The following is a 15,592-nucleotide window of genomic DNA, read 5'->3' as shown; positions in this document are numbered from 1 at the left end:
AGCAATATTAAGCATTGGCGTCACTATCACGGGATTATTGCCTAGCGTCTACTGCTTTTATGCAGCAACGATATTTAGGTCATTCGGTGTTCATTATTACCAAACGGTCAAAGTACTCATTCAATCAATCACTCAATTAATCTCGCGCTAATGAGTGCGCTGTATTTGCTAATCATCTACTGAATATCTTTAGCGCACCAAAGGTTCGCGCCACATTGATCAATAAAATCGTACTATTGAATATTATATTTATTAGTGCGTTAGAAGTTAATCATTACTACTGACTATGCACCGACATCAACGCGCAATAAATAGACTCCCAAATATAATATCGTGCATTATACTTAATTAGTACTGTTCATCACTAAAAGCCCCTTTAGTATGATTAAACTATTTTCTATTGAAGAACAATTTCGGTTACCAAGCACTATCGTGTTCGCCGTTATTGCGCTTTGTATTGTTCCTTTCCTGTTACAGTTACTCGGCATCGATTTTGGCAATTCAGTTGCCGTTGCTACCTCTAGTCAAGCGCCAGAACTTAGCCAGATAACAACTGATGAGATGTTTTATCGTTTATCAGGCGGCTTTACTCATGCTCTGCTTGAATGGACAGCATTTAGTGCTGCAATCTTCGTCGTGCTATTGGCTTTTTGTCATTACTCAATCACTAACGATATAACGACACCTGTGATTGGGGTCGCTTTATTTTGCGCTGGTGCGATGGACGCTTTTCACACCCTAGCCGCAACAAGGTTAATCAGTGCTGTAGCCCCAAATACCGATTTAATCCCGTTTACGTGGGCCCTATCCAGAGTTTTCAATGCAATTATTATGATTGCTGGGGTTGGGGTTTTTTTATCGGGAAGAAAAATAAAGCCTCAAAGTGGCCTTCAGTTTATTGTTATAACCAGCCTGATCTTTGCATCAATCGGCTATTTACTGATTTACTTTTCTGCAACCAGCCATAACTTACCGCAAACTCAATTTCCTGACGCCATTATTCGCCGTCCTTATGACATAGTGCCGTTGGTATTGTTTTTACTGGCTGGCTTAGTTGTTTATCCCCTCTTTGCCAAACGTTACCCGAGTATTTTTGCGACCGCGTTATTATTGAGTGCCTTGCCCGAAGTAGCGGTCGAATTGCACATGGCTTTTGGCTCGCAACGACTATTTGATAGCGATTTTAATATCGCTCATTTTTTAAAAATCATTGCTTACGTAATCCCCTTGGTTGGGCTGGTATTAGACTATGTGCAAACCTATAAAAATCAAAAACGTCATCATGAACAATTAATGGCAGCCCACCAGACACTGAACACTAAGGCATTTGAGTTAGACAAAATTAATAACCAATTAACCCAATCGAATGCCGAATTAGAAAAATTCGCCTACATCGCCTCGCATGATTTACAAGAACCGCTGCGTAAAATTCAAGCATTTGGCGACCGCCTGCATAAGCGTATTGAGCATAGTGATGACGAGAAATCCGTCGACTACATCAACAGAATGCAAAATTCGGCAACCCGAATGCGCAGCTTAATCGATGACTTGTTGAGATTCTCTCAGGTCGGTAGTGACGATTACATTCTTAAACAGACCGACCTTAATGAAGTGTTAAAAACTGCTATTGACGATTTGCACATCAGTATTGATGAAAAATCAGCGCAGATAAACATCGGCCACTTACCCACGATCTCAGGTGAGCATAACAAGTTATATCAGGTTTTTTTAAACCTATTATCCAATGGACTTAAGTTTTCCAAGCCCAACCAACCACCCATTATTAACGTCACCAGCCAACAGATAGTAAGGGATAAGATCCAGTACTGGCAAATCACAGTGCAAGATAATGGTATTGGTTTTGAACAACAATACGCTGAAAAAATATTTGAAATATTTCAGCGTTTACATGGCCGTAGCCAATACCAGGGCACCGGCATTGGCCTAGCTATTTGTAAACGAATTGTTGAAAAGCACAATGGTAAAATTTACGTGGAATCGGTATTAGATAAAGGCACATCCTTTATCTTGCTGTTCGAAGCATAATTGTATCGGAGCAATATAATGAGTGACAAAGTAGCCCCAATAAGAATACACATGTGTGATGATGATCCCGACGACCAATTATTGGTCAGTGATGCTTTAGAGGAAGCCCGCTTAGGTAATCCGATAGACTTTACCAATAATGGTAAAGAGCTATTTCAGTATTTAAACCGTGAGGGGAAATATAGCCACTTGGTTGATCAGCCATTGCCAGGATTAATTCTGTTGGATTTGAACATGCCAATAATGGATGGGCGAGAAGTATTAGCTAAAATTAAGCAACATGAAAGATTTCGCTCTATTCCAATCATTGTGTTGACTACCTCGAAAGCAGAAGCTGATATTGCACGAACTTACGACATGGGGGTTAACTCTTTTATTATGAAACCAGTGTCGTTTGAAAGCTTAGTCGACATGGTCAAGTCCGTGACTGACTATTGGTTTCATTTAGTCTCGCTACCAAAAGAGTAACTGATAAATATGGGTAAATATTCGAATTTTAGCATTCTAATCATTGAAGATGACGAAGATGATTACATCTTATTAAAAGAACTTTTAGTCGAGACGGTTGGTGATATTGGCGCTATTGATTGGGCTGAAGATTTCAAGTCGGCGCAACAAAAAATTGCCTCGGAGCAATTCGATTTTTATTTCTTAGACAATCATTTAGGTGCTGAGCTTGGCTTAGAATTAATTGTCGAAATAAAGCAACGCTATGAAACAGCTCCACCCATTGTCATGTTATCTGGTGTCAATGATTACCAAACTGATCTCGATGCAATGGAGAAAGGGGCCGATGATTATTTAATAAAAAGCGAACTAACTCCGCACTTGCTTGAAAGAACATTTCGCTATTCGTTAAAAAGTAAAGATTATGAAACTAAATTGGCTAAGCTGGCGCATTTTGATGGTTTAACTGGCTTATATAATCGCAGTATATTTAATGAATTACTGATTAAATCTATCCATCACAGTGAGCGTTCAGGCAATAAATTTGCACTGGTCACCTTGGATTTAGACAATTTCAAATTCATTAATGATCATTATGGCCACCCAGCTGGCGACCAACTATTAACCAAGATTGCCCGTCGACTAAAGCACTCGACTCGCAGTTCAGACATCGTGGCAAGGATTGGCGGTGATGAATTTTCGTTATTATTAAAAGATGTAAAAAGCAACTCTGACTTCGTGATGTTAATCGAAAATATCATGGCACTTTTCCAAGCACCGATTCAAATCGATAGTAAATCAGTCTCAGTGACAACCAGCGCTGGCATTGCCATTTATCCCGATGATACGAAAAAAGCCAATGAATTAATAGACCATAGTGATAGAGCGATGTATCAGGCTAAATCACTCGGCCGCAACACGTATAGTTTTTATAATCAACAATTACATCAAGAGGCTATCACTAAGCATCAATTGGAAGTCGAACTCAATGATGCGATTAATAACAACCTATTGCTGTTGTATTATCAACCCATTGTTTCATTAGCAACGACCAAAATCAGTTCCTATGAAGCGTTGCTAAGGTGGCCGGACCATCAAGGGGGCTTTCGCAATACCGAAGAATTTATTGAAATCGCTGAAGAGAGCAGTTTAATTCTACAAATAGGCGATTGGGTTTTCCAACACGCCTGTCTGCAGCTTAAACTGTGGTCAGAACAAGGAATCGATGATCGTCACCTTTCAATCAATGTCTCAGCAAACCAGTTTGAAACTGACGATTTTAGCGAACTCGTCATCAAACATCTCAAAGCGACGCCTAATATAGCGCAACAAATAACCTTTGAACTGACAGAGCGCAAGCCTTTAGTGGTATCAACAACAACCATAAATAGGCTGCAAAAATTAGCCGCATTAGGATTCACCTTTTCTGTCGATGACTTTGGCATTGGCCATTCATCTATCTCTTATTTACGCGCTTTTCCAATGGCAACAATAAAAATTGATAAATCAATTACCCAAAATATATTAACTTCTAAAGAAGATCTCGCACTGTGTACTGCCATTATCGCCTTAGGTAAGGCATTAAGCCTCGGTGTTATCGCCGAAGGTGTAGAAACACAAGAGATAGCGAGCATACTTATCGAACTCGCATGCCCATACGCGCAAGGCTATTTATATGCTAAGCCACTACCGTTGTAGTACATTCGGATACGGTAGTACATTCGATACGTTAGTAAATGGGGCTCGCATCAACTTAAGGAGCTCATTCCCTAGTTTAAAACATACTAATACACTAATAGACTGAAATTATTGGCCTATTAGCGGTTGCTGCCGTTCCAAAATTTATTAATTTATCGAGCGACGCCAGAATAAGCGTATTGACTCAATTATCAACGTCAATAAAGTCGGCTAACGACTTGCTAAGATTAAAATCTTATATGCCCAGCTATTCAGCGCGCGGTGTAACAAATAGGGACGATTTGATCGATATTGATATGGATCGAGACGGTATTTACGATCTAAATGGGGTCGATGTCAGGCTTAAGTATCGCTATTTAGACAATACTGATATTTACAAACGAATAGATATCCCAAGTGAGTTCTCTATTGAAGAAGAAGGCATTGATTACACCTATATTGGCTACGACTGGAACGATGATAACAACGTTAAGTCCGGTAATTGCTTTGTTAAATATACCCAAGCACAAAATTTGTCAACGCCTCCAACCTACGAAGTTATCAGCAACGGCTGCTAATTAACGCCTAGATAATAGCTATTGGCAAGCCGTATTTATTTGCTGGTGCAACGTGGCTAATCTCGATGATGACAGATCTAAGTTCAAGGCTCTGGCCGCTCGTTTATTGACTCTAACTGATCCAACACATACTGGTGGCGTATTTTTTAGCAACCCGGTTAGCTTGTAAAACTGCAGCATACCAGTAAAAGACGCTAATATTTCATCTTGTGATGGCGCAATGGCAATAGTGGCCCCTAAAGATAAATATGTCGGGTCAGCACTAAACACAATCAACCGCTGCTTCGCAAAAAAAGTTAGACTAGCGGTCAATTGCTCTTTAGTTAAACCATGGTTGACTCCCAATACCACCGCGTCAAAATGTCCCGGTAAGTCCATTGCTTTGACCAAGCTGCGCATATCGCCCTGATCGATTGACGTCGTCATGATATCTAAGCCATTTAAAATAGCTGATAATTGACTGTGTGACTGGTTAATGACTAAGACCCGCTTTACTTTGGGTAATACTTTACTAATTAAGTAAGCGTAACTCGGTAGTTGCACACTATAAACCAACATACCATTTCGATGTTTATTTAAGTGATGTTCAGCACAAATTCGAATGACTTTAACAGTATTATCATAGTGACAAGGCACCACCTTTAAGTCATTAATACCGCTACGCTGCATCATTAATTTCGCATTAACTTTAAGGTAACCAATAATAACTTTTTGAATTGTTTTACCTTCACTAACATCAAATACCTGATTGTTAGCGAAGGTGATACTGCTGAAAAACACTAAAATATACATCAACCTCATGCGCTTTTTTCCTTAAAAGCTAATTTTAACCGACCCACCAAGCGTTAGATTATTCGACGACTTAATCAGCCCTCTTATATATGGCGAACCAATAAGTAATTGGTCGGTATATCGTACAAAACCTGCCGTCTTTATTTGGCTTTGACCACATATTTTTAGGGCTTTAGAAAAACCAATTTTAACGAAATGGCTATTGAGATCAGAAACACCGTGAGTAATGCCAACTTCAGAATTAAGGCTTAACAAGTCGTTGACTTGATATGAATGTAAAAGATTAAGTTTTAATTGCGGTGTAAAACCGGCATTTTCTAATGAAAAGCCACGAGATTGATCAATAACAGCCGGGCCTTGCTTGACTGTACTGTCAGCGATACTGGCAAAAACTTTGAAGTTATGACCCGCAACTTTCGTGGTAAGTTCAGCTTCAACGCCATATAAATCAACAAAATGCTTATTCTGGGGGTTAAACACCTCAACGGTCTTTTCTTCGACAATTAGTCCCTCATAACGAGAGAAAAACAGACTAAGGTCAAACTCGGTCCGCGCGACTAAACTGGCGTAATGAAAACCTAGTTCAGCGTAAGTATTTTGTTCATGTTTTAATCCACCAGGAGATGTTTTCCCCTGAAACCAGATACCTGATTCGATATCATAATCATTTTCTTCAACATCAACAAAGTAACGAAAACCACCCTCTTGTTCCCATAAACTTGGGCGACGGAACGAATAAGAAGCACTAGCTCGAATCGATGATGAATCTCCGATTCGGTGCAAACCAGAGATCCGCGCCTGATTGTTCTTTTTTTCAGTGAGCAACGAAGTCGTTTCATTCATAAAACTGCTCGACAGGGTCGTATCACCTACTGAGTAAGAGACACTGGAAAATGCCTGCCGAGTGGTTAAGTGATGTCGGTTAAAATCAAGTGAGTAGACCGGAGAGAAAATGGTGTCTTTGACTACGCTATACCCTAAAGACCAAGCCCAAGTATCATTGTCAAAATAATAAGAAGCCTGCAGTGATTTCCGTTGTTCATCGACCTCAACTGGCACGTTCATTTTATAAACTTCACCAGCAAACAAGCCCGTAGCGGCTCCTTCTTGCAGTACGGTTTGGTATAATGAGTAATAACGATAATCGGCACTTGGGCGATAACCATTATAAACAATAGCGGTTGCAGTTTGACTATCTAATGCGTACAAATCACCTAAGGCAGGTGACAATACCACCAACGGAAAAACTATATTTAGCTCTTCATATTGATGCCATTGACTAATATTGACAGATAGTTGAACTTTATGCTGCTTATTCAATGCATACTCGGCCGACAAACCGTATAGGGTGATGTCTTGACTGGTTTTACCTGGCATTGCTGAGTATTCACCAGCGCGCCCCTGTTTTGTTCCTTGCGAACGTTTAAAGGTCGCACCCAATCCGAGAGCTTGCTTTGAGTAATCGTACGATAAAGAAATAGCGGTATTGTCACTATCATCGCTAAAATTGTTAAAACCAGTTGACTGCAGTTTACTCGCAGTCACAGCAACTAAAGAATCACCAAACTTATCTTGATACCGTGCTGTATACCGCTCGCTCAACCCATCAATGTAATATTTAGCTGAGGCAATGCGCCGCTCAGTTTTGCGCTTAGTTTTGATATGAAGGGTGCCGTTAAATGAATTAGAACCATAATTAGTGGCATCAGGGGCCCTGGTCAATTCAATTGTCTCAACATCATCAATAGAAATCGGTAAATTCCACCACGACACACTGCCCAGCCCCGATTGTAATACCGTTGTATTATCAATCAATACCAACATCCGCCGAGGCGATATAGGTGACAGTTCATGATAGCCAAACGAAATCTCAAAATATTCATTACGTGCCATTGATACGCCAGGAAATAACGCAATAGCATCAACTATCGATTCAATACCAAAAGCTGCAATATCCTCAGCGGTGATAACCGACACCGGCACCGGGTTATCAAGCACACTCTTTTCAAATATCGGGCCCGCATCGCTTTGTTCTACATCCTGCCATAAATCTTGCGCTTGCAGATTAACACTTACCGCTAAAGCCAGTTGAGCTATTATTATTTTTTTCATGGAATTTCTACATCGGATAGGTTAATAAACTAAAGTGAATAATATTCACTAAACAATGGCATAAGCTCGCTAATAAAATACTTTGGTATTTTTTAAAAATATAACCATACATCAGCCCAGCACCAAACGCCGTTAACATATAACTAGTGCCAGCCCCTGCATGTACCGCGCCAAAGAACAACGACGCTAATATCCAGCCCGATGTTGGCGAAAACCATTGGGCCAATTTAGCTTGAATCATACCTCTAAAAACTATTTCTTCGGCAAAAGCCGTCGAAAAGGATTTCACCAATACAAACAGTATTGAGGCGTTGCCGAGCCATTTAGGATCAAACGCTAAATTCAAACTAAAACATGCCAATGCCACAATGCTAAACGCGGCCAATAACGTAAAAATAAGTGAATGTGAGCTAACATTGCCGATCACTTGCTTATTTTTTGCAACATGTAACAAAACGATTAACCCAGCTAATGCTTTATCGTAATTAATATACATTGAATAAGGAATTGAACTGGTAGCGCCAATACTCAAGTTATCAATGACCAATACATTGTTAAATCCTGGGATCAGGTGTAAAAATAAGGCGGCCGCAGTGAAAAAGACGACACTATCAGTTAAAATGGTTACATATTGATTCTTAAAGTAACTAGTTTCACTTGTTAGAAAATAAAACCCGTTTAATAACAGTACAATAACTGGGATTTGCCACGCTATTGCGCCTTCTAACCACAACAGTGCTACTAACACAACAAAAGTACAGCTTAGTTTAAAGATTGAACACTTTAGTTGGCTTAGTGAAAAAAATGTAACATAAGCCAAAGAAATTAAATACATTGATACAACTTTGTGATAAAAATTGCATTTTAGTGCAGAAGTAATAAAAGTCAATTATATATTTAGTTTGTTTATTTTTTAGACTCTAACGAGGTAAAGTTGAAAAATTTTAAATACCATAGTTTACTGATTGTTTTTTTTGTAACCGGGCTTATCGTTATTCTCTTGGCCCACGAAAAATGGCGCCAGCAGCAAGGTTCCGTGTTAGAAACCAATAAAAATATTATATTACAGACCCTTGCTTACGCAACATATCAAGATCTTAACGGCCTTAAAAACACGCTGGAATTACACAGTATTCAAACTATTGACTTGTGGCAAGTAACAGACAAGTTTGGCACGGTATTAATGTTTAACAAGCCGCAGGCGGCCGAGCTAAACACAGATCTGCAACAACAGACCACCCTGTCAATCGTGATAAAACCAGAAACAGATCTGTGGGCGTTTGGTGAAGTTAAACAAGATAACCTAAGTGTGACAATAACCTTTAAAAATATCGAGTTAATCAATCCCATTTACTTGTGGGCACTGTTGATGCTTCTCACATACTTCGTTTTATATATGTTAAACCGAAAATCTCTCACTAACGCCCACGAACGCCAATTCAATACTCTGGATCAACAACGCAACCGTTTAATGGGATCGCTCAGCGGATTAAACAAGCATAAAAGTGAGTTAACCGATAAATATAACAGTCTTAAACTCGAAAATAATAAGCTCAATGCAGCAATCACCAATTTAAACCACGAACAAGATGCGTTAGCACAAAGAATTAAACAACAACGCGCCGGAAAAAGCTTATTTGTGGCTGACCTTTGCCACGAAATCAAAACCCCGCTGACGTCGCTTTATGCCCTGCTCACTAAAGTAGCCGATCCACAAAAACTGAAAATTCACGGCTCAAAAATCACTAAAAACAAACAACTTTTAAGCTCGTTTTTAGACGATTTTATCGAATTGGCTAAAAGTGACAGCGGCAGTTTCAGTGTCAACAAAACCTGGTGTAATTTAAGTGTCGTTGCACAAGAAGCTATCGATATAGCGACTTCACATAATTCTAATGCGCGTGATATGGTATTAACATACAACACGGCTCAATTAGAGTGTTTAACTGATCCTCTTCGGATCAAGCAAATTTGTATCAATTTACTGACCAATGCAATGAAATATGGCGGCAATTTCATTCATTTAGACATTACGGTAGATCCTGCTAGAACAGACAATTTAAGCCTAACAGTCCGCGATTATGGCAAAGGAATAGCACAAGACACTAAGGAAAAAATATTTAATGCCTTTGAGCGCGGTTGTCTTGATGAGAACAAAGAGTATGAGGGCATAGGTTTAGGCCTGCATATTGTATGTAATATATGCAACGCGCTTGGTGCCTCAATTAATGTCTATGATGCGATCCCGCAAGGTTCCATTTTTGAAGTAAGAATGCAATGCCAAACTAAAAACACCAACGAAAAAATTGCTGAAATTACTGGTGCTAGCATCGCATTTATCGGCAACAAAAGCCCGATCCGGCTCGCATTGTCACAATCTTGCGGCGACGGTACTTTTATTGATTCTTTTGTCGATGAATACAGTTTTTTAGAACACCTGAGCCTCGAACAACCGAGCTACGATTTAATCGTTAGCCACGGTACATTCAACCGCTTTAGTACTCAGGTAAAGGAAGTTGCCTCACAGTCAGACGTCAAATTAATCGAGCTGTCTAATCCAACAGCTTTTGAAACGCTACCACAGTATGAACAATCAAATATAACTCAGCTAACCCCTGACATTATTAGACAACTTATTGGTGACTTGCCTAACCAACATCATTATCAGGGTAATGTCTTATTACTAGACGATACCCCAAGCAATACCTTGCCAATTCGCCAAATGGCTGGCCTTGATTACACCATTCTAGTTACTGATAATATTCATGATGCAATGTCAGCAGCCAAGGCCACCAGCTTTAGTTTGATCTTGGTTGATTTGAAACTGTTTGACGGTGAGCAAGGATATGATTTCATCACTCGATGCCGGTTATTTGGGCTTAATACCGCAACAACAATTTATGCTTACACTGCAAGTTCGGTTAACTCGCTTTTAGATTTTTGTATTTTAACCGGCGCCGACAATATATTAGAAAAACCAGTCGCACAGCATCTCACCATTGAACAACTCATCAAGACAAAAAGATCCATTGCAATTCAGGTCCCTAATTTTGTGTTGCCAGAGCAACTGCTTAGCCTTACTGGTGAAACTTTTATCAATGATGTTACACACTGGCAACGAGAAATCACCCGTTTTCTATCACGCGAAAATGCGACCGGACGCTGTATATACGATGAAGTTTTTAGCTATATATTAACCCTTAGTACCGATTCTGACGCGATCCAGGTAATAGATTATCTGCTCCAAAGGTTGCATCAGTTTATCCAAAGCAAAGACAAAATAGACTCAACAAATATAAGCTAAGCCGAAGTCATCATTGACAAAGTGGGGTTATAAAATAACGCTGGTGTCGTCAGAAAAAGTTATAGTGGCTTTATCATATGATAAGGGGACAAACAAAGTCAGTCGCGGTGCGATCTATATCAACCAATTACTGTCAGTCTTATACAAATTCAACCAAACGCCCAGTCAATGTGAGAAACAGCTAAAGTAGCGCCACCGTTCAGTTTAACGCTTTTATTGTTTCTCTAATTCGAGTTTTTGCTCCACCAAACCGTTTAACTCACTTAATAACCCCTGCATTTGCCCCTCAAGCAATTTTAGTTCTTGTTGCGCTTGCTCACTGTCATTGCCGCGTAATGCCTGGATTTGTTTATTGAGTTCTTGGATTTTTTGTTTCACTTCCTCAATACGTTGTTCTATTTTCTCTACTGGAGTCTGCTCTTTTTTATCCGCTTTTACGCTGCCTTGTTGCAGCTGCTCGCTGGCTTTTTTATTCACCTCAGCTATAGTTTGTTCCTGCTCACTCTCTTGCTTTTCTCGCCCCGCTTGGGATATCGAGACAGTAACACCAGCCGATGTCTGTTGCTGTGCGTTTGTTTGCTCTTCGGCTGGCTGGACTTGCGATTGCACACGGGTGGTAGCACCAACACTAGCTTGGCTGGCTGATAAAAGTTCCATCTAAAATCCCCAAAAAAATGTAATTATCGTTCCTTATAAGTCTATCGGCACAAAAAAAAATTACTTTAACATGTCACTGAAAAACGAATGTAAAAACAGCAGGACAATCAATGTTCTCAACCGCAGTGCGGATCAAAAATTCACAGTAATTTGTCCCGTAGCGTCAATACCATCAGCCCTGCACAGTGTAAGCCCGAATTTAAAACATTAATTTCGACCAAAATCTTACATAAACATCATCAAGATAAGCAATTTCACCATCAAATATCTACGCCACCTTATTGAACAAAATGGCGTGAGTGATCAACTAAATTCACCACACAGATTAACGCTGAGTTCTCTTCGAACATGACTTGGCGTTAAACCCGAGGCAATTAGAAAATGTAATTTCGCAAAAGCTGCTTCTAATGTCATATCTCGTCCGGCAACGACACCTAATTTATTCATTGTTTCGCCGGTTGAATAAATCCCTTGATTAACACTACCAATCACACATTGGGTGATATTTAATACCACGATATCTTGCTGATAAGCTTGTTCTAACAATCTAATTAAAGAGCTGTCCATGCTCGGGGTATTGCCCATCCCGTAAGTTTGAATGATCACCGCTTTAAACTCATTATGAGCAAAAATAGAGTCAAGAATTAAAGTTGAAATTCCCGGATAAACTTGTAATACCAACACCGCATTGCATTTGAATTTTGGCACTAAAAACGAGCGCGGCTCAGTTTTAAGGAGCAAATCATTCTTCAGACTAATTTGTTTGGTTACTTGCCCAAGATTCGGGTAATTGGGCGAATTAAACGCATCGAACTCCGTTGCCTTAAACTTCGAACTTCTATTGCCACGTAAAATGCTGCCGTTAAAACAAATGCACACTTCTGGCAATTCGTTCGACGCCGCTAATAACATGGCCTGCTCGATATTACCTAAGGCATCACTGCCACCGACCGCTAACGGGATCTGCGAACCGGTTACCACAATCGCTTTGGTTAACCCCTGAAACATAAAAGATAATGCAGATGCTGTATAAGCCATGGTATCAGTACCATGTAACACCACAAAACCATCATATTGGTCCCAGTTATCCAACAATCTTTGACCTAAGCCAGTCCAGTTTTGTGGCACTAAATTAGCACTATCAATCAAGACATCAAGACTAACAAAATCATATTTTGGTAACTGCGGATTCACTTGCGCCACTAGCTTGTCTTCGAGCCGGTCTTTAAGTAAGTTATCAAAGTTAGCCATCGGCACATAACCCTCAGGTGAAGGCTCCATACCCACAGTACCACCCGTGTAAAGCAATAATATTTTAGGCTGTTTGGTAGTCATTAGCCGACCTCAAGCATAGCGAGAGGATTTAATAAGGTGTCTAATTGTTCTTGGTTTAAGTAGCCATGGCTCAGGACCAACTCACTAATCGTTTTATTTTCTCTCAGCGCTTGCGACGCAATGGCTGAGGCATTGCTATAACCAAGCACTGGCACTAACGCTGTGATGGTGCCAATGCTATTAGTGACATGTTCTTGGCAACGACTTACATTGGCCGTAATGCCAGTAATACATTTTTCGTTAAGCATATTACAGCTTGAAGTCATCATTTTTATTGAATTAAGTAGGTTATAAATGATTAAAGGTTCCATTGCGTTAAGCTGAAGCTGCCCCGCTTCTGCTGCTAAGGTTACCGCTAAATCATTACCAATCACTTGATACGCTGTTTGATTAACCGCTTCAGGAATAACCGGATTAACTTTACCCGGCATAATGCTTGATCCCGGTTGTACTGCTGGCAAAGATATTTCACCAAAACCGGTGCGTGGTCCACTAGACAACAAGCGTAAGTCATTACAAATTTTACTCAATTTAACCGCTAGGCGTTTTAAAATACCCGAGTAATAAACAAACGCGCCCATGTCTGAAGTCGCTTCAACTAAGTTACCCGCCTGCACCACTGGTTTATTTGACAGCTTTGCTAAATGGGCAATAGCAAGAGTGCCGTAATCTTTATGGCTGTTAATGCCGGTACCTATTGCAGTACCGCCTAAGTTAACTTCACAAAGTAATTTACCCGCTTCTTCTATCCGGCTAAGCTCCTCACCAATTGTGACTGCAAAGGCTTTAAACTCTTGCCCAAGCGACATTGGCACGGCATCTTGGAGCTGAGTTCTGGCCATTTTTATCACTGGTGCAAACTCAAACGACTTTTGTTCAAAGGCAATTTTTAATTGTTTAATCGCGGCTAATAACGTATCGCCCGCCAATTGAATGCCAACGCGAGCAGCTGTCGGGTAAGCGTCATTGGTTGATTGACAGCGATTGACATCATCATTTGGGTGTAAATACTGGTACTGGCCTTTGTTATAGCCTAGTTTGACCAAGGCTAAATTTGCAATCACTTCATTGGCATTCATATTGGTCGACGTGCCTGCCCCACCTTGAATAACATCCACCACAAATGCTTGATGGTAGTTGCCAGCGATGATCTCGCCACAAACAGCCTCAATCGCCTGCGCCTTGTCTGATGGTAACAAACCAAGTTGTTCATTAGCATGAGCCGCCGCCGCTTTAACCATTGCTAGACCTTGAATCAATTCAGGATAGTGGCCAATTGGGGTGCCGGTTATAGAAAAATTATCTACCGCGCGCTGTGTTTGAATGCCATACCAAAGATTGTTAGATAGTTCCATGGTGCCAAGTAAATCGTGCTCAATACGCGTCTTCATTGCTGTTACCCTTGTTTATTAGTGCTCTAAATATTGGTGCTATTAAAACAAAATTGTTAGGTAACCACGATTTGACACTCTAGCTTACATTGGTGCTAGTTGATGCGCTTTATGCGTCGTTACGCATCTTTCGGATCATTGTTTAAACAAGCTAACAAACGTATGATGGCGCTATTTGTTGAATGCTCAACTCACTCGTGACCTAGGAAAATCGGTGCCAATCAATTCAAATTTTTCCAATAACCTGCAGCTACTGTGCAATTACTATAAATCAATTGCCCAAGTGTGCCGCCGCTTAGAAATTAATCGCGCCCAATTTAATCGCTATCTCAATGGCAGGCATAAGCCAAGCGCCAATACCATGCTACGAATTTGTGAATTTTTCGGGGTTGAAGAGTTCGAAATTATGATGCCTCACAGTCAATTTAAATTATTAATTGAAGTAAGGCCGCGCCCGCAGCATGATCAAACAACAACGGCGCATGAGACTAGCCATTTACTAAAATTAGAACAATCGAGTACCAGTGAACTTGATAAATACCTCGGTTATTATTTTGAATATTACATGTCTCTGGCCCATCCTGGTAAAATTCTGAGAACCCTAGTATGTTTTGAAAAAAAAGGCGGAAAGGTCTATTACCAGCGAACCGAACGCATTGTCGAACCACCGCACAAAAAGGCATATCATGGCATTTATTTAGGCATGGTTAATTTTTTGGTCGACCGGATTTTTATGGTTGATTACGAATCGCTAACAGCCCATGAAATTTCTCAAACGATCCTGTTTCCTACCTTTAAAAACCGTATTTCACAATTAAGGGGCTTAAAAATTGGCGTCAGTGGCAGCGGCGAGCGCATGCCGAGCTGTACTCGGGTGGTTTATGAGTATTTAGGACTGACGATCAACTTAAAAAAAGCATTTTCGTTTTGTGGCCTTTACGCGCTTGACTCTCCTGAAATTGATAGCTCAATAAAACAGGCGATAAAAAATGATATGGCCCAAGGTGAATGGCATTTTAGGGCAAAGCATTTAGACTGATAAGAGCAGCCTGCATATTGGCTGCTAACCGATAAATTTAGCCAACAACGCTGTTACTAGCCCTGTGGTACTGTCATAAACTAGTGTTGCGACACTGTCATAAAATACTAGAGTTGTGGCACTGCTGATTATTTACTTATTGACCGTTATTGCGGCTAGATAATTTATATAGCGGGATGATTTAATAACTGTGCTTCAATTTTGATCCTCGTTC

12 protein-coding genes are annotated in these 15,592 nt (G+C 40.2%); 6 read left to right on the top strand and 6 right to left on the bottom strand.

Features of this window, described 5'->3' with window-relative positions; all coding sequences use genetic code 11:
- The first annotated feature begins 381 nt into the window (after positions 1 to 381).
- The 4 genes from HRU23_07775 (at position 382) to HRU23_07760 (ending at position 4,748) form a co-directional block, all read left to right on the top strand.
- Complete coding sequence (locus HRU23_07775) at positions 382 to 2,046, top strand: hypothetical protein (GenBank protein NRA54030.1); 1,665 nt, start codon at positions 382 to 384, stop codon at positions 2,044 to 2,046.
- A gap of 18 nt (positions 2,047 to 2,064) precedes the next feature.
- On the top strand, positions 2,065 to 2,514 hold the full coding sequence (locus tag HRU23_07770; GenBank protein NRA54029.1) for a response regulator: 450 nt from the start codon (positions 2,065 to 2,067) through the stop codon (positions 2,512 to 2,514).
- Positions 2,515 to 2,523: 9 nt separating this feature from the next.
- Positions 2,524 to 4,191 (top strand): GGDEF domain-containing response regulator, encoded by a 1,668-nt coding sequence (locus tag HRU23_07765; GenBank protein ID NRA54028.1) that lies wholly within the window; start codon positions 2,524 to 2,526, stop codon positions 4,189 to 4,191.
- A gap of 107 nt (positions 4,192 to 4,298) precedes the next feature.
- Entirely contained in the window at positions 4,299 to 4,748 is a 450-nt protein-coding gene (locus tag HRU23_07760; protein NRA54027.1) for a pilus assembly protein PilD, read from the top strand.
- Between the two features lie 18 nt (positions 4,749 to 4,766).
- On the opposite strand, the gene HRU23_07755 is transcribed toward HRU23_07760, so the two are convergent.
- From HRU23_07755 to HRU23_07745, 3 genes are read right to left on the bottom strand one after another with little or no spacing between them, the layout of a single operon-like run.
- A complete protein-coding gene (locus tag HRU23_07755; protein NRA54026.1) occupies positions 4,767 to 5,549 on the bottom strand; it encodes a hypothetical protein in 783 nt (260 codons plus the stop codon).
- 12 nt (positions 5,550 to 5,561) lie between these two features.
- Positions 5,562 to 7,652 (bottom strand): TonB-dependent receptor plug domain-containing protein, encoded by a 2,091-nt coding sequence (locus HRU23_07750; GenBank protein NRA54025.1) that lies wholly within the window; start codon positions 7,650 to 7,652, stop codon positions 5,562 to 5,564.
- Between the two features lie 7 nt (positions 7,653 to 7,659).
- Positions 7,660 to 8,487, bottom strand: a complete 828-nt coding sequence (locus HRU23_07745) for a CPBP family intramembrane metalloprotease (GenBank protein ID NRA54024.1) — start codon at positions 8,485 to 8,487, stop codon at positions 7,660 to 7,662.
- Between the two features lie 99 nt (positions 8,488 to 8,586).
- On the opposite strand from HRU23_07745, the gene HRU23_07740 reads away from it, so the two are divergent.
- Positions 8,587 to 10,956, top strand: a complete 2,370-nt coding sequence (locus HRU23_07740; GenBank protein ID NRA54023.1) for a response regulator — start codon at positions 8,587 to 8,589, stop codon at positions 10,954 to 10,956.
- Between the two features lie 213 nt (positions 10,957 to 11,169).
- On the opposite strand, the gene HRU23_07735 is transcribed toward HRU23_07740, so the two are convergent.
- From HRU23_07735 to HRU23_07725, 3 genes are all read right to left on the bottom strand, one after another.
- The gene (locus HRU23_07735) at positions 11,170 to 11,613 is read right to left on the bottom strand and encodes a hypothetical protein (GenBank protein ID NRA54022.1); all 444 of its coding nucleotides are present in this window, start codon (positions 11,611 to 11,613) and stop codon (positions 11,170 to 11,172) included.
- A 303-nt stretch (positions 11,614 to 11,916) separates the two neighbouring features.
- Positions 11,917 to 12,948 carry an asparaginase gene (locus HRU23_07730; protein NRA54021.1) on the bottom strand — a complete coding sequence of 344 codons (1,032 nt, stop codon included), beginning with the start codon at positions 12,946 to 12,948 and terminating at the stop codon, positions 11,917 to 11,919.
- A complete protein-coding gene (locus HRU23_07725; GenBank protein NRA54020.1) occupies positions 12,948 to 14,339 on the bottom strand; it encodes an aspartate ammonia-lyase in 1,392 nt (463 codons plus the stop codon). The genes HRU23_07730 and HRU23_07725 overlap by 1 nt, the downstream gene beginning before the upstream one ends.
- Positions 14,340 to 14,559: 220 nt before the next feature.
- Between HRU23_07725 and HRU23_07720 the strand changes: the two genes are divergently transcribed.
- A complete protein-coding gene (locus HRU23_07720; GenBank protein ID NRA54019.1) occupies positions 14,560 to 15,378 on the top strand; it encodes a helix-turn-helix transcriptional regulator in 819 nt (272 codons plus the stop codon).
- Positions 15,379 to 15,592 lie beyond the last annotated feature (214 nt).

It is taken from the genome of Gammaproteobacteria bacterium, assembly GCA_013214945.1.
Classification (GTDB): domain Bacteria; phylum Pseudomonadota; class Gammaproteobacteria; order Enterobacterales; family Psychrobiaceae; genus Psychrobium.
Note: the sequence above shows the minus strand (reverse complement) of the source record. Positions and strands in the feature narration are given on the sequence as shown.